Here is a 19,251-nt window from a genome sequence, read left to right on the forward strand (position 1 = left end):
CCACGAAAGGATCCTCTGATCAGTACGTCCACACTGGACAATTCGATGTTCAGCCACCCCATCGCCGAGCAACCCCGGCCCGGAGCGCTTACCACCTCCCCGGACGACCGGTACGGGAGCCTGTTCCGCCAGCCCGTCTACACCCCGACACCGCCAACCGACGGCGGGACAGCACGCGGCCCGCAACGGCGCCCCGGCACGGCGAGCACGTGGGCACGCGACCCGTCCGGACGCCGCGCCCGCCGATGACACCGGGCCCAGTGGCAACAGGCCGGGCGTGGGTTTCCACCGTCATGACAGCCGGGGCGAACGCGAAACCGGCTGGTGCCGTCACAGAGACCGGCGGCACGGCCTCAGTTGCGTGCGCGGCCTGCCAGCATGCCCAACACACGCACGATTCGATCGCACGCCGTTACTGCACGGCCACCGTGGCGGGTGGGTTCAACCGCCGATGCGTCTGCGTCGGCGGGCGCGACGAACCTGAGAAGGAAACATCATGACCACGGAAGTCGCCTTTGCGTCCCGGTACGACCTGCGCGTCAAACTGGTGCGAGATGTTCTGAAAGAGAACACGAAATTGTCAGACACCGCCTGTCAGGCCCTCGCTGTGCAACTACTGCACACCATGGACACGATTCCCGAACAGATGCGGTAAACAACCGATGTGCGCTCGGTCCTGTTGGTGCCGGGCGCTCCCATCGGTCGCACACACAGCGATCGTGCTGCCCTACCCGGCAACCAGCGCCGTCATTCGCGGCTGCCATGCCGGCGCTGGGCAACTCGCCTCCTCGACACCGTTGGTGTGTGTGCGCCGGGATGGCGTCGAATCATTTCAGCCGCACGAGGTGGCGTCTCAGCACGAGGTTGCGGTGGGTGATCGCCCAGCCGCCGCCGAGGGGGTAGCTGATCCGCTCGACCTCGTCCACGCGGTAGACAAAGCGGCGATGACGGCGAGCGATCCGGTGTCTGCGTCGCGGGAGCGCGGCCGCCATGCTACCGCCGCCGGTCGTGCTTGTTAACGGCCGTTCGACCGGGTAAGGCTGCGGTGTTTGCGGGCGGGTGTTTCAGCGAGCAGGCCGCGCTCGAGTTTGCCGAACCCGCGAGGCGCGGGGGTGTAGCCGGGGTTGAGCTTGCGGGCCAGGCGTTCGGGTTTGGGCCAGCGGACGTCGGTGACCCACCCGGCCTTCTCGATCAGCCAGATGATCCGGGCGGAGATGTCCAGCTGGCCGCGGCGAACCCCGTGACGGGCGCCGGTCGGATCGGCGTGGTGGGAGTTGTGCCACGACTCGCCCATGGACGCGATGGCCAACGGCCAGAAGTTCGCCGACTTGTCACGCGCGGCGTAGGGCCGGTCCCCGATCAGGTGGCACAGCGAGTTCACCTACCAGGTCACGTGGTGCAGGACCGCCACCCGCACCAGGCTCGCCCAGAAGAACGCCGTCAGCGCGCCCCACCAGGACATCGTCACCAGCCCGCCGATCAGCGCCGGGGCAAGCAGGGTGACCACGCTGAGCGCGGGGAACGAGCGGTCGATCCGGACGATGTCGCGGTCGGCGAGCAGGTCGGGCGCGAAGCGCCGCGCGTTGGTCTTCTCCCGGTCGACAACCAGCTCATGTGGGCAAGCCAGAAGCCCTTGACGAGCGCGGCGGCGGAAGTGCCGTAGCGCCACGGGGAATGCGGGTCGCCGTCGCGGTCGGCGTAGGCGTGGTGCCGGCGATGATCGGCGACCCAGCCGATCACCGGGCCCTGTATAGCCATGCTGCCTGCAACCGCGAGCACGATCCGCAGCCCGCGGCTCGCCTTGAACGCACCGTGGGTGAAGTACCGGTGGAACCCTATCGTCACCCCGAGCCCGGTCAGGAAGTAGAACCCGATCGCCAGGGCGACGTCGGTCCAGCCCAGGCCCCATCCCCACACGAACGGCACCGCCGCGGCCAGGGCGAGCAGCGGCACCACCGCGAACAGTTTCACCAGGAAAACTTCGGTCCGGGTCTTTTCACCCACCACCATCGGCTCCGCAGCCCTGGCCTGGGGCGCTGACCGACGTCCGATGGTATTCGTCATCTCCATCGCTCTTTATACTACTGACGTACCTGTTCGCTACTGCCGTACCTGTTCGCCCAGGTCCGGGCGATCAAGTTCGGAGTAGCCCGCCGATGGCCCGCCAAACATGTAGAAGATCACCACGGCGGTCTCGGGGTCGCCCTCTTCGGCGTAGTGGTGCCAGTCGACGCTGGTCTTCCCGTGCAGCCAGCCCTTGCCCTCGCAGGCGGGGCAGTCGACCTGTTTGTCGTGGTCGGAGTCGTCTCACATCGAAGCCGGAGCTGGTGAAGGTCGCCAAGTTCCTGCTAGACCGACGGCCCAAGGATGCGGCACGGCCATGTCCACGGTGCTCTTGGCTTCGAGCTAGCTGTTGCGGGTCGTGACGTTGGTGTCGGCTGACGGGGCCTGAGGATGGGGACGGGTCTTTCGGCGGCAGGATGAGAAGTGCGACCCACTCGTCCGCCGATCAGAAAGACCCGTCCATGCATCACCGTAATGCCCCGCTGTCCGTTGAGGGCCGCCGCCGGCTCGTCGCGCGCTGCCAGACCCGCCCGATCGCCCATGTTGCCGCCGAGATGGGCATCTCCCGCCAGTGCGCGAGCAAGTGGGTCAACCGCTGGCGCCGCCACGGCGAGACCGGTTTGCTCGACCGCCCGAGCGCCCCGCACCATCAGCCCACTGCGACACCCGCCGAGGTCATCACCCGGATCGAGCAGCTGCGCAGTCAGCGGAAGTACTCAGCCCGCCGCATCGCCACCGAACTGGCCGCCGAGGGTGTGACGATCTCGGTGCGGACCGTCGGCCGGTATCTGCTGCAGCTCGGGCTGAACCGGCGCCGGTTCCTCGACCCCACCGGAGCCACCAACCGGGAACCACGCCGGATCCTCGCCCGCTGGCCCGGGCACATGGTCCACCTGGACGTGAAGAAGACCGGCGAGATCCCCGACGGTGGTGGCTGGCGCGTCCATGGCAAAGGCAGCGACCAGGACAAACGGGTGGCCCGCGGCAAGACCCGCGGCGAGCGGGCCCGCTACACCTACCTGCACTCCGCGATCGACGGCTACTCCCGCCTGGCCTACACCGAAGCCCTGCCCGATGAGAAAGCCCGGACCGCGATCAGGTTCGTCCACCGCGCCCGCGCGTTCTTCGCCGCCCACGGCATCACCCACATCCACCGCCTCGTCACCGACAACGGCTCCTGCTACCGCGCCAACGACTTCGCCACCGTCCTACATGGAGCCCGCTACCAGCGAATCACGCCCTACACCCCATGCCACAACGGAAAAGTCGAGCGCTACAACCGCATCCTGGCCGAAGAATTCCTCTACGCCACATCTGGACCAGCGAAGGGCAACGCACCGCAGCCTTGACGGTATGGAACATCCACTACAACTGACGTGGTGGCATGGGCCCGGGCCCCGGTGCTGCAGTCTGGGGTCAAGGGATCGTGGCTGGGTTTGCTCGACTACAACCTGCCGCAGAAGGCTGGCTCCTTGGTAGCTTGCGCCCGCCGCGATCCCGCTCCGCGGAGTGGCTCAAGAGAGGTCTGCGACGCCGGACGTCAGTCTGCCCTCCTCGCTTCTTTCCGCTTCAGCGAAGGGAAATCTGGCCGGCATGGACCGTCACGTCGTCATTGGTATCGATCCACACAAGACCAGCTGGTATGCAGCAGTGGTCGACAGCCGACACCAACTGCTCGAAGAACTCAGGGTGCCGGCAAGCCGCGCCGACTACCGTGAGCTGCATCGTCTGGCCCGGCGCTGGCCGGGCATCCGCTGGGCGATCGAGGGCAGCAGCGGCCTGGGCCGGCCATTGACCCAGCGATTGATCGACGACGACATCACCGTCTTGGACGTGCCGTCCAAACTCACCAGCCGGGTGCGTCAACTGGCCACCGGGCACGGCCGCAAGACTGACCAGGTCGACGCCCGCTCGGTCGCGGTCGCCGCGCTCACCGGCGCCGACCGGCAGCATCGTCAGGACGACCACGCCGAAACCCTGCGGCTGCTCAGCGAACACCGGGACGAGCTCGTCCGACGCCGCACCCAGGTCATCAACCGGCTGCACGTGCTCCTGTCGCACTTGTTTGACGGCGGAGCACCTGCATCGTTGACGGCAGACCGCGCCGCTGCGCTGCTCGGCCGGATCCGCCGCGCCCGCGGGGCACGAGCGACCCGACGGACACTCGCAGTCGACCTGGTCGCCGAAGTCCGCCATCTCGACAAGAAGATCGCCACCGCGGAACAACGAGTATCGGACGCAGTATCCGAGACCGAACCGACGTTGCTGCAGCTTCCCGGAGTCGGTCCCGTCCTGGCCGCGCGCATCATCGGCCGTGTCGGATCACTCGACCGGTTCCCCAGCGCCAACCACTTCACCTCCTACTGCGGCACCGCGCCCATCGAGGTGTCCTCCGGCGACGTCACACGCCACCGACTCTCCCGCGCCGGCGACCGGCAGCTCAACCACGCACTGCACCTCATCGCGCTCAGCCAGGTCCGCCGCCATGCCCCAGCAAGGCAGTACTATCAGCGCAAACGCGCAGCAGGCAAAGTACACCGCGAAGCCATGCGCTGCCTCAAACGACGACTTGCCACTGTCATCTTTCGCCACCTCACAGCCGACCAACGGGCCGCAACACCCGCGCCGGCTTGACAGAGAGGAGCTACCACCGACCCCACACCGCCGCCGGAAACCGGCCCCCGGCCACCCGGCTCCACACCGGCGTCACCAACGTCAAAGCCTCATACAGCTAGACCGGCGCCGCTGCGCGTGGCTGGGTGCTGTCGGCTGCGAAACGACCGGGTCGCGGTAGCCACATCCCCCATCGAACGCCGGCGTGCGCTCCGAGAACGCGCGGCCACCTTCGGACTCACTGCGCGTGAGCATCACCAGGTAGTCCGCAACGTCGACGCGCCGGAGGCGGTGTCCGTCGGTGAGATCATCGCGGAGTTCCTCGGCGCAGCAGCGGCGGTCGCATAGCCCCGCGTGCGGGGATCGGGCCGCTCAGCCGTTCCTCGGACGACGGTGGCAGCCCGACCAGGGCTTGTCACCGTGACCCAGGGCTCCGCAGCGGTGCGAATGCGTTCGACCATGCGACGACCTGGTCGAGCATGCGGTGCAGCACCGGTTCGTGATGGTCGGCCGGCGCGGGTTCGGCGTCGGCGAAGTCCGTGAACAGCGACAGCGCGATCTGATCACGGACGTCGGCGATTTGCAGCTCGGCCATCACCAGGCGGAGCTGTTCGACGGCGCGCGTCGCTCCCAGCAGGCCGTAGCCTACGAAACCGGCGGCCTTGTTGTGCCACTCGTGGTACAGGAAGTCCAGCGCGTTCTTCAGCGCTCCGGTCGGCGCGTGGTTGTACTCCGGCGTCACGAAGACGAAGCCGTCGTAGGAGGCGACGGTCTCCGCCCAACGTCGGGTGTGCTCACGCGCGTAGTCGTTGCTCATCGCGGCTGGAACCGGCTCGTCGAGGTGCGGCAGGTCGAATTCGGCCAGGTCGACGACCTCATACGTGGCATCGTCGCGCTGCGACGCAACTTTGTGCACCCAGCGGGCGACAGCCTCACCCTTCCGGCCGGGGCGGGTGCTTCCGATGATGATGGCAACGCGAGTCATGACGAGTTCCTTCCAAACAGGGATAAATGACACTGACGTGCATCGTTGGCAACCCAACGATATCTAGTTGATCGTTGGAGTGTCCAATGACCTCGCCTGTGCGGCCACGGCCCGCTGCTCCCACGTGAGCCACACAGCGGCCACCAGCGCGATCGCGCACGCGATGACCATCAGCCAGAACGTCCGATGAAACACTTCGAGCGCCTGTTCGCCGCCCACGGCCGTGCCTGACGACAGCAGGACGACGAAGATCGCGCTGCCAAGCGCACCACCGAGTCGCGACAGAATGTTCACTTGCGCGCTCGCGTCCGACATCTGCGACTTGTCGACCGCGGACAAGGCGGCGGACACCGTAGGCGAGCCGGCCAAGGCCATCCCGATCCCGCGCGCCACCTGGAGTACCTCGACCAGGGGCAGGTTGGCGTCCGCCGGCAACACGGCCATCGGGACCGTGGTCGCGATACTCACGACCAGACCGGCGGCTGTGACGATGCCGCCGCCGTACCGGTCGGTCAATGACCCAGCCACCGGGAACATCGCCGCGGCACCGAGGCTGAACGCCATCAGCAACAGGCCCGAACGCACGATGTCGTCACCGCGCAGCAACTGGAAGTACAGCGGCATCACAATCAGCCCACCGAACAACGCGGTCGCCGTGAAGAACACCGAGACCGCGGCCGAGCCGAACACCCGGTCGCGCGCCAGTCGCAGGTCCATGAGAGGAGCCGTCGTCCGTAACGAACGCCACGCAAACGCACCCAGCGCGACCAGGCCGCCAAGCAGGGGAATCCACACCTCAGGAACCGCAAGCGATCGGTGGTCCGTGGCACCGGTAATGGCGTACACCGTCAGCGGCAAGCCGACGACCACCAGAACCAGTGACACCACGTCCAGGCGACCCGCCACGCCAGGCTCACCCCGCGGCACCCAACGCAGGCCTGCGAAGAAACCGAGCGCACCGACCGGCACGTTGATCAGGAACAGCCAATGCCAGGAGAGGTTGGCGATGACCAGCGCACCGACCACCGGGCCCACCGCCGGGGCGAGGATCGCCGGCACGCTCGAAGTCGCGATCACCCGACCCATTCCGGCTCGACCGGCGACCTCGCCCAGGATCGCCATCCCCGAGGGGATCAGCAGACCACCCGTGACGCCTTGAAGCACTCGAGCAGCGATGAGCAGGCCGATGCCGGGCGCGGCCGCGCACAGCGCCGACGTGACAGTGAAGCCGACCAGCGCCCAGAGCCAAAGCCGTCCCGAACCGAACCGCCGGCCGAGCCAGCCGCAGGCCGGCAGTGCCGCGGCGAGAGCGAGAAGGTAGCCGCTGCTGATCCACTGCGTTGCCGCCAACGACGCACCAAGCTTCCCGCCGATGGCATCCAGCCCGACGTTGACCAGCGACGTATCGAGCCCAGCCATCACCGACCCGGCAGCGAGCACGATCGCAGTCCGCCAGACCGCGACCGGGATCCGACCCGTGTCACGACCTTCGACCACTGTCTGCATGGTTCCCCCCGGGATCCTATTCGTTGGAGGTACCAATGATAGGCAAAGACTCGTTGGAATGTCCAACGAGTTCGCGGTACAGTCGGACCCGTGGACGAACCGCTGCTGAAACCCGAGGTCGACCCCCCGGTACGGGTGTGGCGGCTGACGTCGTGGCTGCTGCACCACGTCAACGCTCGAGCCAACCGCATCGTCACCCAGCACTTCGGCCGGCCAAGCTGGCGGATGTGGTACGCCATGCTCGCGGGGATGGACCAATACGGAACGCTGAGCCAGGCCGAACTGTGCCGCCGACTCGGCATCGATCGCGGAGACGCCGTATCGGTGCTGAACGACCTCGAAGACGAAGGCCTGGCCCGCCGACTGCCCGATCCCACCGACCGTCGCCGCAACGCGGTCGACATCACACCCGCGGGCAAGGAACTACTGTTCAAGCTTGACGCCGTGGTCGATGCCGCCCAGGACGAACTTCTCGGCGAACTGACCCGTGACGAACGCACTCAGCTCAATGCCTTGTTGCGCAAGCTGATCGAACGTCCTGGCAACACCTCGGGGCGAGAGCCCGCCGCTGAATAGTGAAAAGCGAGACCTCGCAAAGGGGTGACGTGATCCCGTTCTCCGGGACGCATCACCCCACTGGTGGGACCGCGTGCGGCCCGGGGTGATCGTGCAGCACGAGGCCAACCGCACGGTGAGCTATTTCATTGCGGCGAAGCCACACGCACTGGTTACGTATTCGCGATGCCCGGCGCTGTCCGGGCGCGCTCCGACAGCGCCGTCGGGAGGAATCAAGCCGAGCCTGACCACTCATCCGGTACGGGACTTGGCGAAGACGAACCTTTCTTGGGGGAGAACTGTGATCCGCGTCTTTCTGGTCGGTATCGACACCGCGCTAACCGAGCTCGTCCGCGACGATCTGTCGCGCCGCGGACATGTGGTTCACGTGGTGGACAACGGTATGGACGCGATCGCCCTCGCCGGCGATGCCGACGTGATCGTTCTCAATCTCGAGTTGCCCGACCTCGACGGGGTAGAGGTCTGCCGGCGGATCCGGGAGATTAGCGACGGGCCCTTGATCGGTGTCCTCACCGGTGGCGCCGAGCTCGAACGCGTGCTGGCGCTGCGCGCCGGGCTCGACATGTGCCTGACCTCGAAGCTAGGCGTGACCGAACTCGTCGCCCGGATCAACGCACTGCTGGCTCGCAGCCAGCCGAACGCGGACCGTCGCAGCAAGCTCTCCTATGGCGATCTGTTGATCGACGCACAGACCCGCCAGGTCCGCATCGGCGGCAAGGCGGTCGGTCTGACCCGGAAGGAGTTCGACCTGCTCCACCTTCTGGCATCTCACCCCGGTGTCACGTTCGACCGTAAGCAGATCCTCTCCGCGGTGTGGCAGGACGAAAACGCGTGGATGCAACGCAGTCGCACGATCGACACCCACGTCAACAGCATTCGCCGGAAGCTCGGGTGCGGTGAGGTCATCCACACCCAGCGCGGGGTCGGGTTTCGATTCGCGCAGGACCAGGTGGCCGAGTCCGGCCTGACCCACGCACACGGGTGAGGCGGGCCCAAACGGGCGGTTAGTCGGCGGTGACCAGTTCTTCCGGACTGCCGATCCGCAAGCCGTACCCCTTGACCGTGACGCAGATCCAACGCCCCAGCTTGCGGCGCAGACTGCTGACGTGGGTGTCGAGGGTTCGGCCGGCGGCATGTGGGTCACCGCCCCAGACCGCGCGCAGCACCTCGGCCCGCTCGGTGACCGCGCCCGCACAAGTCGCGAGAAGGTGGAGGAGGTCGTACTCCTTGCGGGTGAGGTGGACCGGCTCACCCGCAAGCCACACCTCGCGCGCCTCAGGGTCGATCCGCAGCGGGCCGTGCACGATCGCCGGGGACCCACCGGAAGGCTTCGTCCAGCGAAGCACAGCGTCGATCCGGGCCATGACCTCGGCCGCGCCGCAGTCCCAAAAGACGTGGTCGTCGCAACCCGCTCCGAGCACCCGGAGCCTTTCCTCCTCGGTGTCAAAGCCAGAAACTGCGATCAACGCTGCATTGCCCTCGGCCCGCAACTCCCGGCAGAGTTCAAGTGACTCCTGGCCACGGTCGATTTCAACGAGCACCAGGTCCCGACCCGGCGCCAAGCGACGAGCGGCGGCGGCGGACACCACCTGGACGTCGTGACCGTGTCTTCGCAGCAATCGTTCGAGCCAAGTCGCGCGAACGGGGTCAAACCGCACGATCATGGTGCGCACGAACGGTGCGCGTGCGCCGGGTTTGTCCCCGCCCTGCGCCATCGAGTCCCCTCCCCTACGTCTTCGGGGACGGCCTTTCGAGTCTTGAGTGCGCCGACTCCCCCACAACGAGATCACCGCCAGCGTATCGGGTCGTTCCGGAGAGTCACAGGGCCTTGAGGGGGAATCGGGGTTGACTGCGGGCGTCACCGCGCCTTCCAGCCGGGGTGGTCAGCGGAGCCGTTCCGAAGTTCTCGGCGCCGCCGGCTCGGGGCAGGGCCCCGCACAGTCGGCTCTCCCCCGGCTCGAGGTACGGCGGGCCAGCACCAGTTCAGGGCGGCGAGCTTGGCCGGGTTCGGCTTCCCGGCGACGACGCGAGACAGCGGCTCAGTAACATTCTCATCCATAGCGGACACCTTTCACTGCGGCGAGTTAGCGTGTTTGCCTTGCGGCAGCGAGGCGTCCTTCGCTCGCAGCACGTCAACGCAGCGGACGACCATCTCCGGGATCTCACCCGAATCGATCACCTCGTCGACGAAGCCGCTTTCGGCGGCGTAATACGGGTGCATCAGCTCTGCGCAGTACTTCTTGATCCTCCGCTCACGGACCATGTGCGGGTCGCCCACGAAGCAGCGTCACGCCGGAAGATGATGTTGGTTGCCCCGCGACCATGACCACCACTTCGTTCATAGGCCAAGCAAGCGCTACATCGGCACCCGATCGATGAGGAATCCATCACGGTGTAGGCGCCGCCGTACGCCTTCCGCACGGCCAAGGACTCCCCGGGTATGGTCGCGCCGCAGAGGCGTCGAGAGAACTTGACCCTGTACGCCAGACGGGCGAAGTCGCAGACGATGTTCTCCGCCCGATCGGCGCTGACCTCGAACACGTCGCCGTCATCGACGGTATCGACGAAGACCTCGCGCACGTCGTAAGGCCGCTGGCCGTCGAGCGACACGAGCTCCCGCAGCGCACCGGTGAGACGGTCGACCGGAGCGGCTCCGATTTCGGCAACGGCGCGTTCGTGGTTGTGCGACGGTAGCTGTGAAATCAGATCCGCACGTCGTCGTAGACGAAGTCGGTCGGCGCCGGCGAGCAACCCCAAACCCGGCGAGCACCGTCACGCCGTCCTGGATGCGTGCGCCCGCGCCATCGTTAATTGACACGAGCGGCGGACCTGCGGCAATCGCCCGACCCATCACGCTTGTGGATCTTCTCGGCTTGGGCGAGCAGCTCCAGCAGAAGCGCGCCGACGAGAGAGAGTGTGTGTGAGAGAGAAGGATCCGACCCGCTGCGCCCCACCGCCAGCACGTGAAGGGCAAGCTGACGGCTCGCCAACGGATCGTCTTGCTGTCGGCCGAACCCGGAGGCACGGCGCCGGCGAACTTGCTCTTTCTCCTGGAAGACCCATCGTCCAGCACAGAACCTCGATCATGACCGGACTCCCTCCGATCTGACAGGGAGCCTCCCAACGATCGCGATAGCGAACGCGAAGACGCCGAGAGAGGTGAGTATGAGCAGAGCCGGCCGGTCCGACCAAGCCTGTTGCCTGATCATGGCGCTGGCAAACAGCGCAACGACCGCGCCGCATTGCACCACACATTGATACAGAGCGACTGACGCCGCCCGCTCCTCCGGGGGGATTCCCTCGAGCGCCCGGGCGTTGAGCGCAGCGAACGAAAGCACGAACGCGACGGCGAACAGGATCAGCGCCGGAAGCACATCGGTCACGTAGGAAGTGCGCTCAGGTTTGATACAGCTGACGCCGCATGCAGCGGCCGCAGCAAACGCGCCCGCTGCGACGAGCGGCCCTGTACCGCATCTCGCGATGAGGCGCCGCGAGCCGCGCGTCGCAGCGACGAGCGGGGCACACACCGGCAGCAGCCCGGCTGCGACCTGCCACGGACGCCAGCCAAGCCCCTGCTGAAGGGTGAACGTGGTCAGCAGCAGGTACCCGAGGTACGCTCCGTTCAGCAGTGCGGCGCCCACTGCCGCGCGCACGAGCCGCGGTGACACGCGCTGCGGGAACCAGCGTGGGTCGGCAACGGCCCGGTCTCGAGGCACCACGCGCGCGGCCACCACCGCCAGCGCCAGCGCGACCGGGGCGGTGAACACCAGAACCCAGCGCCAGGACGCCAGCGTGACGAATCCGGAGAACACCAAGCCCGCGGTGAACCCCGACGCCCCGAACAACGAGTACACCCCGACAGCGCGGGCACGATCGTACTGGCCCGGGAAGACGTCCCCGATGATCGCCAGCCCTGCCGGGGCCGTGAAGGCCGCGCATGAGCCCTTGACAACGCGGGTCGCGACGATCGCCGCTGGCACGTCGATCAGCCCGCCGACCACCGATGCGGCCGCGAACACTACCAAGGCCACGAGGTAGAGGCGGCGCCGGCCCCAACGCCGGGCGAGCACCGGGCCGGCGAGCAGAAAGACCGCGAAACCGGCCGCGAATCCTCCCATCAGCCACTGTGCCCCGCTGATGCCCAGCCCTAAATCGGTGGCCGCGGGTGGCAACGCCGGCAACAGCACCGAAACCTCAAGCGCATCGAGCAGCATGTTGCCGGCGAGCACGCCCATCAAGGCGCGTTGGCTCACGCCTGGGCGGGTAGACGAGGAAGTTCTTCGGACGGTGGGCCCGGCAGGAGATGCTTCTGGATCCTGACGACGTCGCCGCTGGGCACGTGACCCGATTCCGCCGGGCGGCACCTGACCGGGTCGTGCGGTCCCGAAAGCCGGCACACCCCGCAATCATCTCCGTTGAGGACTTCACAGCGGTTCAGCTTTCCCGTCGCTCTCGTGCCGCCGGAGGACTCGAAGCGCGCCGCAAACTCGAACGGGGACCGAAGGCCACGAAGTGGACGTACGCATTTCGCGGCCGCGTCCGGTGCATGCACTGCCAGCGCAAGATGGAAGGAACACCGCGAGGCAGTCGGATCTACTACCGCTGTGCTGCGCGAACGCTGGTGCCTGGGTCGCCGGTACGCTGAGCACCCGAAGAACATCTACTTGCCCGAAGCGGCGCTCTTGGAACCGTTGAACGCCTACATCAACCACGCGTTCTCAGAAGATCAGCGTGACCAAACGGTGGAGGCCATGCTGGAAGTCGCTGGAGACGTCAACGTGAACCCGGAGCGCTCGGCCGATGCCCAGAGGCGGCTCACGCAGGCGAAGACGCGGCTGACGCGACTGGCACAAGCCATCGAGGCAGGTGCGGATCCGACGGCGCTGATCGAGCCACTCAACCGGGCGAAGGAAGAACGCGACGCCGCGGAGGAGGAGCTGGCGCGAACCCCTGCGGGAGCGTCCTTGACTCGCGGCGACGTCGAGGCGCTGGTGGACTCGCTGGCCGACGCGGGCCGGCAGGTGCTGCACGCCGGCCCGGCTCGGCTACAGGAACTGTACGAGGAGATTGGCCTGGAACTGGTCTTTAACGCAAAAGAGCGGATGGTCGATGTGACCATCCGCCCACCCCGTAGGGTTAGTACGTGTGTCCGAGGACGATCTTGCTCACTATCTACACGCCTGCAACTCCCTCGTTGACCTGCAGGTTCTCACTAGTTGGACCCAAATCCACGCCGCGCCCCATGGGGTAAATGAGTGTCTGAGTCGCTCAGGTCGCGGATAACAGGCTGATTGTGTTCGTTGGTGAACTTGACGTAGTCGTTCGGGTATCGCGGATCTGCTCCGGGTTCCGTGACGCGGACAGAATTCGCGTCGCCGGAGGAGCCGGGTTTCTGCCACACGGTTCCCTTGCCGCTGTTGGATGCGCGTGAAGACCAGCCGTCCTGCGCCCCCGCTGGCGGGGAGGAGTCTGCGATGGAACTTCCCGCACTCTCGCTGCTGCTGGCTTCGACAGGTCCTTCGGCGCCTTGGGCGACGATGTTTCGGCCTTCCGCGGTCGCCGCACCCTCAACAGGTGGACACCGGCCTCGCCAGCAATTTCGGGCCCGTGGGCGGCGGCGCCGACGGGCACGAACCACGAGACGACTTCGACGGCGCCCTTGTCGCATCCGAGGAACTCGAAGTCGCCGCGGCGCCAGCACGCTCGCCGACATAGTGTCCGGAATCGCGCACCTGCACAACGTCCTCCTTGAATCCTGACGCAACACCAGCCCCACCAACCACACTCCCAGTTACGAGACATGCCTTAGACCGTTCTCGACCGGCCCGCAAGCAACGAAAGTCGGGCATTCGCCGCCAGGTCCACCGTTCACGAAGGACGACACTCGCAGTATCTCTCTCACCGAACCAGATCCACGATCCGCTACGCCATTCGATCGACGCACTTCAAGAACTAGTTGATCTCCTTGACGTGGGCCATTTTCACTCGATAGTGTCGGTTCGGGAGAGGGAAACGAGGGGGATCGTGCGCACAATCATGCTTTTCGCCGCTGGCATGGCGGCGACGCTACTAATCGCTGTACTGGCGAGCTGCACAGTGGGAACCGGAGCGCCGCAGAAAAGCAACGCGACACCCTCGACCGTGCAGTCCACGGGTTCAGAGACTTCGACATCGCCTACCCCACGACGAATCACCGCAGGCGGACAGGAGGATGAGAGGGCGAAGCGATTGCTGAACCGGCTTCGACAGGTGCTTCCTGCGACGGTGCCAGTAGTGGATACCGGCGAAGTGCGCACGACCGATCAGGGAAGCTCCGGGACATCTGCACTGTATCGAGCGGGCATCCTACTCAGCCCCGGCGATCACGTTTACGCAGGGCTGTCAGCGGAGGTCAGCGACCCACCGGTCACCTTCGGCGAGGCTGACTGCGCACCCTGGCAGCACATCTGCAGCACTCGCGACATCGGCGATGCGACCGCGGTGATCACCGGCGACAACGGATCTTCATCGGTCCTGGTGGAGGTGTACGGCGCCGATCGGGGAGTCTTCCTCCGCCTGCGGGTTACCTGCGAGGTGACAGCAGATACGTCGTTGTTCTGGCAAGGCGGAGCATCCGCACCTCAAATTCCACTGAGCGTTGACTCTCTCGTCGCGCTCGCTGATTCACTCGCCACGCATCCCGCCTGACAAGGAAATAGCACTTCTGTCGAACGTTCCGTTCGACGGTTGTCAGCCGTGCACGTAATAGCACGGACTGAAATGTTCATTTCAACCATTTGATAACGCACGCACTTATTGGGAGGGTTTCGTGCGCTTTTTCACCATGGGAAGAACCTGCGGTGCAGCGCTGGCCGCCGCAGTGGTCGCTCCGCTGTGCCTGACTTCCGCCGCAGAGGCCGAACCGAACGACGCCACCACGCAGGTGCTGGCGATGACTCAGCAGTACCTACAGGACCGCGCCGACCGAGTGACTGACTCGCACCCAGTCGGTTTCGCCGCGTCGGCCCTTACCTCTGCGGCTTCGACAAGCCAGTTCTCGGCACGAATGGCTGCCGAGACTACGTCACTGGACCGCTTGCGGACCACAATTGCCGGCACCCACGCAGATTACCGGAACGCGGTCGTCAACCTGGCCAATCCGGCTGTGACCGTCGCGGGAAACACCGCTCGGGTTACGGTCGAGGAGCGGACCTAGCTGAACTTCGCGGTTCGCGACTCGGCAACGGCTCCCGCTGCAACGAGTTATCGAGTCCCTCACGTTCTCGACTTCCAGCGCAGCGGGACCGGTTGGACCCTCTCGTCCGACGCATTGGATGTTCCCGCTGATGCTCTCGACCCCATCCCGTACGTGCACGCGACCAAACTGAGGCCGGCCGCTGCGCGCGACCTCGCTCGAGAACCTGGCCTCCCTGCAGACATCAAACCCAACTACCCCGGCGCCAAGGCATACAGTTCTGCACCTGCCAATGTCCGAAGCACCAAAACCGTCCAGATCAACAGGCAGGCCGCGGTCGACTACGCCCGTCAGTACGTCTTTGACTACAACCCCGTGTACGAACGCTTCGGCAACGACTGCGCCAACTTCGTATCCCAGTCCATGCGCGCCGGTGGCTGGGGCGACGTCGGCCACGGCGAAGACGATCCTGACAAGTGGTGGCAGTACCTCATCAACGACACTCTCCCCACGCACAGCAAGACCTGGAGTGTTTCGCAAGACCTCGCGAACTTCGGGAACAACTACTCTCACCGGTTTCGGTTCTACGCCGGCGAATCAACACGGCTGGCAGATGTGATCTTCGCCGACTGGGAGAATGGCGCCGACGGTCACCTCGACCACAGCATGATCGTCACCAGCAACGTCCCCGGCAACGTCAACGACTGGTCGGAGATCAAGGTCAGCTACCACACGAACGACACACTCGACGCACCCATGAGCGTGGTTGCCGCCAAGGCGATGGAGAACTCGTCTCACGGCAAGCCGATCAGCTGGCTCTTCGCGGACAGCACTGGTTGGTGACATAGCGCCGAGTCGGGTGCGGTCCGGGGCACTTCCCTGGACCGCACCCGTCCGGACGTCTCGTCGCTCACCTGAGTCGCCTGATGGACTGACGACGACACGCCAACGCAACCGAAACCCACCGGAGGCCGTCTTCACATCGTGACAGATGACGACGTACGCGACCAGCCAGCGCAGCGGCGGACTCGAATTCGCAGACGTGCAACTGTGACCTGCCTCATAGCTCTGGTGATTCCGAGTGGGATCGTCGGACTCGCGCTCCTACCGCGGACCGCCAACCACTTCGGCTACGCCCTGCCAGTCGAACACGGATTGCCGTTTCGCGTGCACTACGACGGCCGGGACTACCGCAACGACAGCACATGTGCAGGCGCGGGCTGGTGCGAGGCGCCCGCGGGCCCAGCGGGCCAGGTGCAGCCCTACTGCATCGCAGCCGGCACCGGAACCACCAACGCGCCGCTCGACCAGGTAGACGAGGTGGACACATTGTTCGGACCCGCTCACGCAGTTTTCAGAACAAGAGACCGCCCTGCGAGCCAACCGGCCATGACAATCCTGGTCGAGGCCAGCCCGAGCTGCTACCTGACCTACGAGCTGATCGGTGGCCCGTGACGTGGACGTTTACCGCTGCACAACGTCGTCGCGCTGGGTCTGGTGAAGCAGGGCAACGACGACGCGGCCGGGCTGCTGCAGCACAATCTCGACGGCGACGACACGTCGGTCGACTGGCCGGTGCAGGATATGCTGGGCGACACGCCGTCCTTCCAAGGTTCGCCCATGCAAGGCCATGTGCCAACCCGAAGGCGACCCAGCCGACCACGCTCGTCCGGCGAGTACGAACATGTAGTGTTCGTCAGCGGCCGCGAGGTCAGTTAGGTACAGCATCCCGCGCCGCGACCCCGCAGGAGAGGACCAGCAGCTGTAACCGCGCGGCCGACCAAAGCCAGCCCGGCAATCCCCAGTACACCAGCAGCATCCGCGGCGTGCTCGTGTGCCGCGGTCGGGCCAGCGAGTCGCCACCGGCAGCGGGGTCCTTCGGCGGTTGCAGGTCAGGCATCGTCGGCGGGCAGGTGCGCCATTCTGCGGACGACCGCCTGTGCCCGCGCGAGGCCGGGTATTCGGTGAGTGCGAGGTCGAGCAACAGTGCGCGAGGGTCGACATACAGGCGCGCCGGTGGCTCGCAGGCCAGCAGCGGGCGCGGGGTGAAGGTCGGCTCCACATCCTCGACGCTGCCCGTCGGACGGTGCGGAGACAGGCCGTTCGGCGAACTGTGGACAACTCGCCGGGTCCGGGGTGCCGACCGGTGCGCGGGCGGCCGACGAGACGTGGAGGGAGACATCTCGTCGGCGGCCGTTGCACGGCCGCGGTTGGTGCCGTTGCAGTTAGCAACGTTGCCGAGGCCCGTGGTGTTACGCGGTCCGACGGGTTGTCTGAGCTGGGTCTGGGTGCCGCTCCGGCATGGAGGCCGCACAAGCGGTGGTGCGATCTGTCAACGGGAGGCCGTGGCGATTCGCCACGGCCTCCCGTTCGGTGGTGCCGATCAGGCGGCGGGTCAGTGACCTGCGCGCGACCCACGGAGGCCGGGAAGGATCTGTGTGCCTTCGGTCGGGACGGCCGTCAGGGCGGCCGGGTCGAGGCCCCGGACCGAGATGATCGTCGGTGCGACCTGGGTGGTCTCGACCGACCTGGACTCGACCTGCGCCGGGATGCCCGGGCCGTTCACGACCATCAGGATGTGGCTGTCCTCGGTGTTCATGCCACCGTGCTCGGCGAGCTTGGTCGGCTTCGAGTAGACGACGCCTTCCTGGACCTTGCCGAAGACATCCGGGTAGCGGCCGTTGTCCACCGGGACGCCGAAAAACTTCGCGGCGGCGGCATCGGCCCAGATCCGGGTGAGCCGGAGTGCTGCACGGTGACGAGTTTCTGGTTGACGTCGTAACCCTGGACGATCTTGCACACTATCTACACGCCTGCAACTCGCCGGTTGACCTGCAGGTTCCCACTAGTTGGACCTGAAGCCACCCCGCGCCTCATGGGGTAATTGAGTGTCCGAGACGATCTTGCGCGCTAACCACAACACTTATGCTGAGCTGATCAGGCGCGTCAGGTGGCCGCTGTCAGCCGATCGGGGTGACATTGCCGTAGCCACCGCAGCCACGAGCCACTCTCAGACTCTTTACCAGGCGTGGCGGCGACATGGTCGCCTCGCGGGGACGGTGAAGCCCAAACAGCGCCGAGGTCAGGGGGCCTCGAGCTCGGACCAGAGATCAGCCAAAGCGCAGCTACGCCGGTCCGGCGACGATCACCGCCGCGCGGGTGACCTCGCTCTCTCCGACCACCGGTTCGTCGCGTCGATCAACGCCCCCCGTTGATCCCCTGCTCGCAGATCACGTGAGAGGGCCTGTCATGACCGCCCGCCGGTTCCCGGTACCCCTCGACGGGCTGGTCCTGGAACTGCGAGCGACGCGTGAGAACGAGAATGGTGAATTGGCTGGTAGTGCCGGTCACCATCTGGACAGCCCTTAAGGGATGTCTCGTAACCCGGTGCTGGGCCGGCGGGGCCGGTAGTCGATCATGGTGGTGTGGTGCAGGTGATCACAGCGTCGCGGCCGGAGTGGATTGCCCCGTTCACCGGGCTGGAGCCGGGCCAGTTCCGCAAGCTCGTGCGGCTGGTCGCGAAGCGAGGCGGGGACGAGATCGCTGACGGCCGGCCCGGTCGGCAGTGGGCATTGCCGCTGGCCGATCGCGTGTTGCTGGTCGCAACGTAGTGGCGGACGAACCTGACGATGCGCCAGATCGGGCCGTTGTTCGGGGTGTCGCATTCGGCGGCGCACCGGGGGAAGCGACACGATCGGTCCGCTGCTGGCCCTGGCCCCGGTCCGCAAACGCCGGGTGGATGCGGTCGCGATCGTGGACGGCACACTGGTGCCTACCCGGGATCACCGGCTGGCGACACCGTCGAAGAACTACCGGTACTCAGGCGTTCGTGCAGGTCGCGATCGACGCCGAGACCCGGCTGGTCATCGCGACCGGTGACCCGCAGCCGGGCAACCGCAACGACTGCACCGTCTACCGCGCCTCGGGCATGGCCGAGCAACTCGCCGGTCGGCCGGTGATGGCCGACGGCGGCTATCAAGGCAACCCGGCGGTCGTCATGCCCTACCGCAAACCTCGCGACGGCAGCGAACTCCCGGACTGGAAAGAGAATCTCAACGCCACCCACCGCAAGGTCCGCGCTCGCGTCGAACACGTCCTGGCCCGGATGAAGAACTTCAAGATCCTCCGCGACTACCGCCGCGCCGCCAGCACGCTCGCCGACACGGTGTCCGGAATCACGCACCTGCACAACGTCCTCCTCGAAGCCTGACGCAACACCAGCCCCACCAACCACGCTCTCAGTTACGAGACATCCCTTACAGCGACGACATCGGTAACGGTTGCTATCCAAGCCAAGCACGATCCATACCGTATTCCTGCGATCGCCGACAAT

18 protein-coding genes and 3 pseudogenes are annotated in these 19,251 nt (G+C 66.2%); 13 read left to right on the forward strand and 8 right to left on the reverse strand.

The features are described 5' to 3' along the window. Positions 1–293 precede the first annotated feature (293 nt). Positions 294–500, forward strand: a complete 207-nt coding sequence (locus QRX50_RS50035; protein WP_353074035.1) for an RGCVC family protein — start codon at positions 294–296, stop codon at positions 498–500. After that, the gene (locus QRX50_RS36755; protein WP_204089352.1) at positions 497–655 is read left to right on the forward strand and encodes a DUF6307 family protein; all 159 of its coding nucleotides are present in this window, start codon (positions 497–499) and stop codon (positions 653–655) included. The genes QRX50_RS50035 and QRX50_RS36755 overlap by 4 nt, the downstream gene beginning before the upstream one ends. Positions 656–1,015: 360 nt before the next feature. Here QRX50_RS36755 and QRX50_RS36760 read toward each other — a convergent pair. Further along, a pseudogene (locus tag QRX50_RS36760) lies at positions 1,016–2,010 on the reverse strand (acyl-CoA desaturase). Positions 2,011–2,525: 515 nt separating this feature from the next. On the opposite strand from QRX50_RS36760, the pseudogene QRX50_RS36765 reads away from it, so the two are divergent. Both QRX50_RS36765 and QRX50_RS36770 read left to right on the forward strand, forming a co-directional pair. Then, positions 2,526–3,436 (forward strand): annotated as a pseudogene (locus tag QRX50_RS36765) (IS481 family transposase); the annotation flags it as partial. Positions 3,437–3,657: 221 nt separating this feature from the next. After that, a complete protein-coding gene (locus QRX50_RS36770) occupies positions 3,658–4,698 on the forward strand; it encodes an IS110 family RNA-guided transposase (protein ID WP_285967681.1) in 1,041 nt (346 codons plus the stop codon). Positions 4,699–5,092: 394 nt separating this feature from the next. On the opposite strand, the gene QRX50_RS36775 is transcribed toward QRX50_RS36770, so the two are convergent. Both QRX50_RS36775 and QRX50_RS36780 read right to left on the reverse strand, forming a co-directional pair. Beyond that, positions 5,093–5,662, reverse strand: a complete 570-nt coding sequence (locus QRX50_RS36775) for an NADPH-dependent FMN reductase (RefSeq protein ID WP_285967682.1) — start codon at positions 5,660–5,662, stop codon at positions 5,093–5,095. A gap of 63 nt (positions 5,663–5,725) precedes the next feature. Continuing rightward, entirely contained in the window at positions 5,726–7,168 is a 1,443-nt protein-coding gene (locus QRX50_RS36780; protein ID WP_285967683.1) for a DHA2 family efflux MFS transporter permease subunit, read from the reverse strand. Positions 7,169–7,258: 90 nt separating this feature from the next. Between QRX50_RS36780 and QRX50_RS36785 the strand changes: the two genes are divergently transcribed. Continuing rightward, the gene (locus QRX50_RS36785; protein ID WP_285967684.1) at positions 7,259–7,744 is read left to right on the forward strand and encodes a MarR family winged helix-turn-helix transcriptional regulator; all 486 of its coding nucleotides are present in this window, start codon (positions 7,259–7,261) and stop codon (positions 7,742–7,744) included. 73 nt (positions 7,745–7,817) lie between these two features. Continuing rightward, a complete protein-coding gene (locus QRX50_RS36790) occupies positions 7,818–8,729 on the forward strand; it encodes a response regulator transcription factor (protein WP_285967685.1) in 912 nt (303 codons plus the stop codon). A 19-nt stretch (positions 8,730–8,748) separates the two neighbouring features. On the opposite strand, the gene QRX50_RS36795 is transcribed toward QRX50_RS36790, so the two are convergent. The 4 genes from QRX50_RS36795 to QRX50_RS36805 all read right to left on the reverse strand — a co-directional run bounded on the left by QRX50_RS36795 (position 8,749) and on the right by QRX50_RS36805 (position 11,997). After that, positions 8,749–9,459, reverse strand: a complete 711-nt coding sequence (locus QRX50_RS36795; RefSeq protein ID WP_285967686.1) for a response regulator transcription factor — start codon at positions 9,457–9,459, stop codon at positions 8,749–8,751. 356 nt (positions 9,460–9,815) lie between these two features. Continuing rightward, positions 9,816–10,022 carry a carboxyl transferase domain-containing protein gene (locus QRX50_RS36800; protein WP_285967687.1) on the reverse strand — a complete coding sequence of 69 codons (207 nt, stop codon included), beginning with the start codon at positions 10,020–10,022 and terminating at the stop codon, positions 9,816–9,818. Beyond that, positions 9,965–10,501: a carboxyl transferase domain-containing protein gene (locus QRX50_RS50040; protein ID WP_353074036.1), complete on the reverse strand. Its 537-nt coding sequence runs from the start codon at positions 10,499–10,501 to the stop codon at positions 9,965–9,967. Before QRX50_RS50040 ends, QRX50_RS36800 begins: the two co-directional genes overlap by 58 nt. Before the next feature lie 326 nt (positions 10,502–10,827). After that, positions 10,828–11,997: an MFS transporter gene (locus tag QRX50_RS36805; protein ID WP_285967688.1), complete on the reverse strand. Its 1,170-nt coding sequence runs from the start codon at positions 11,995–11,997 to the stop codon at positions 10,828–10,830. Between the two features lie 293 nt (positions 11,998–12,290). On the opposite strand from QRX50_RS36805, the gene QRX50_RS50045 reads away from it, so the two are divergent. From QRX50_RS50045 to QRX50_RS36830, 6 genes are all read left to right on the forward strand, one after another. Then, positions 12,291–12,389, forward strand: a complete 99-nt coding sequence (locus QRX50_RS50045) for a hypothetical protein (protein WP_353074037.1) — start codon at positions 12,291–12,293, stop codon at positions 12,387–12,389. Continuing rightward, positions 12,349–12,942 (forward strand): hypothetical protein, encoded by a 594-nt coding sequence (locus QRX50_RS36810; protein ID WP_285967689.1) that lies wholly within the window; start codon positions 12,349–12,351, stop codon positions 12,940–12,942. Before QRX50_RS50045 ends, QRX50_RS36810 begins: the two co-directional genes overlap by 41 nt. Positions 12,943–14,017: 1,075 nt before the next feature. After that, a complete protein-coding gene (locus tag QRX50_RS36815; protein WP_285967690.1) occupies positions 14,018–14,431 on the forward strand; it encodes a hypothetical protein in 414 nt (137 codons plus the stop codon). A 121-nt stretch (positions 14,432–14,552) separates the two neighbouring features. Further along, positions 14,553–14,939, forward strand: coding sequence for a hypothetical protein (locus tag QRX50_RS36820; protein WP_285967691.1), 387 nt, complete (start codon positions 14,553–14,555; stop codon positions 14,937–14,939). Between the two features lie 153 nt (positions 14,940–15,092). Beyond that, entirely contained in the window at positions 15,093–15,761 is a 669-nt protein-coding gene (locus QRX50_RS36825) for an amidase domain-containing protein (protein ID WP_285967692.1), read from the forward strand. A gap of 654 nt (positions 15,762–16,415) precedes the next feature. Continuing rightward, the gene (locus QRX50_RS36830) at positions 16,416–16,637 is read left to right on the forward strand and encodes a hypothetical protein (RefSeq protein ID WP_285967693.1); all 222 of its coding nucleotides are present in this window, start codon (positions 16,416–16,418) and stop codon (positions 16,635–16,637) included. Positions 16,638–17,313: 676 nt separating this feature from the next. Here QRX50_RS36830 and QRX50_RS36835 read toward each other — a convergent pair. Beyond that, a complete protein-coding gene (locus QRX50_RS36835) occupies positions 17,314–17,607 on the reverse strand; it encodes a hypothetical protein (protein ID WP_285967694.1) in 294 nt (97 codons plus the stop codon). 739 nt (positions 17,608–18,346) lie between these two features. Here QRX50_RS36835 and QRX50_RS36840 point away from each other — a divergent pair. Further along, positions 18,347–19,128: pseudogene (locus QRX50_RS36840) on the forward strand (transposase family protein). The last annotated feature ends 123 nt before the right edge of the window (positions 19,129–19,251 follow it).

Origin of the sequence: Amycolatopsis sp. 2-15 (genome assembly GCF_030285625.1) — a bacterium.
GTDB classification, from domain to species: Bacteria; Actinomycetota; Actinomycetes; order Mycobacteriales; family Pseudonocardiaceae; genus Amycolatopsis; species Amycolatopsis carbonis.

Coding starts and splice junctions, on each gene's coding strand:
- QRX50_RS50035 (WP_353074035.1), top strand. CDS start 294: ATGACAGCCGGGGCGAACGCGAAACCGGCTGGTGCCGTCACAGAGACC.
- QRX50_RS36795 (WP_285967686.1), bottom strand. CDS start 9,459: ATGGCGCAGGGCGGGGACAAACCCGGCGCACGCGCACCGTTCGTGCGC.
- QRX50_RS36780 (WP_285967683.1), bottom strand. CDS start 7,168: ATGCAGACAGTGGTCGAAGGTCGTGACACGGGTCGGATCCCGGTCGCG.
- QRX50_RS36775 (WP_285967682.1), bottom strand. CDS start 5,662: ATGACTCGCGTTGCCATCATCATCGGAAGCACCCGCCCCGGCCGGAAG.
- QRX50_RS36770 (WP_285967681.1), top strand. CDS start 3,658: ATGGACCGTCACGTCGTCATTGGTATCGATCCACACAAGACCAGCTGG.
- QRX50_RS50045 (WP_353074037.1), top strand. CDS start 12,291: ATGCACTGCCAGCGCAAGATGGAAGGAACACCGCGAGGCAGTCGGATC.
- QRX50_RS36755 (WP_204089352.1), top strand. CDS start 497: ATGACCACGGAAGTCGCCTTTGCGTCCCGGTACGACCTGCGCGTCAAA.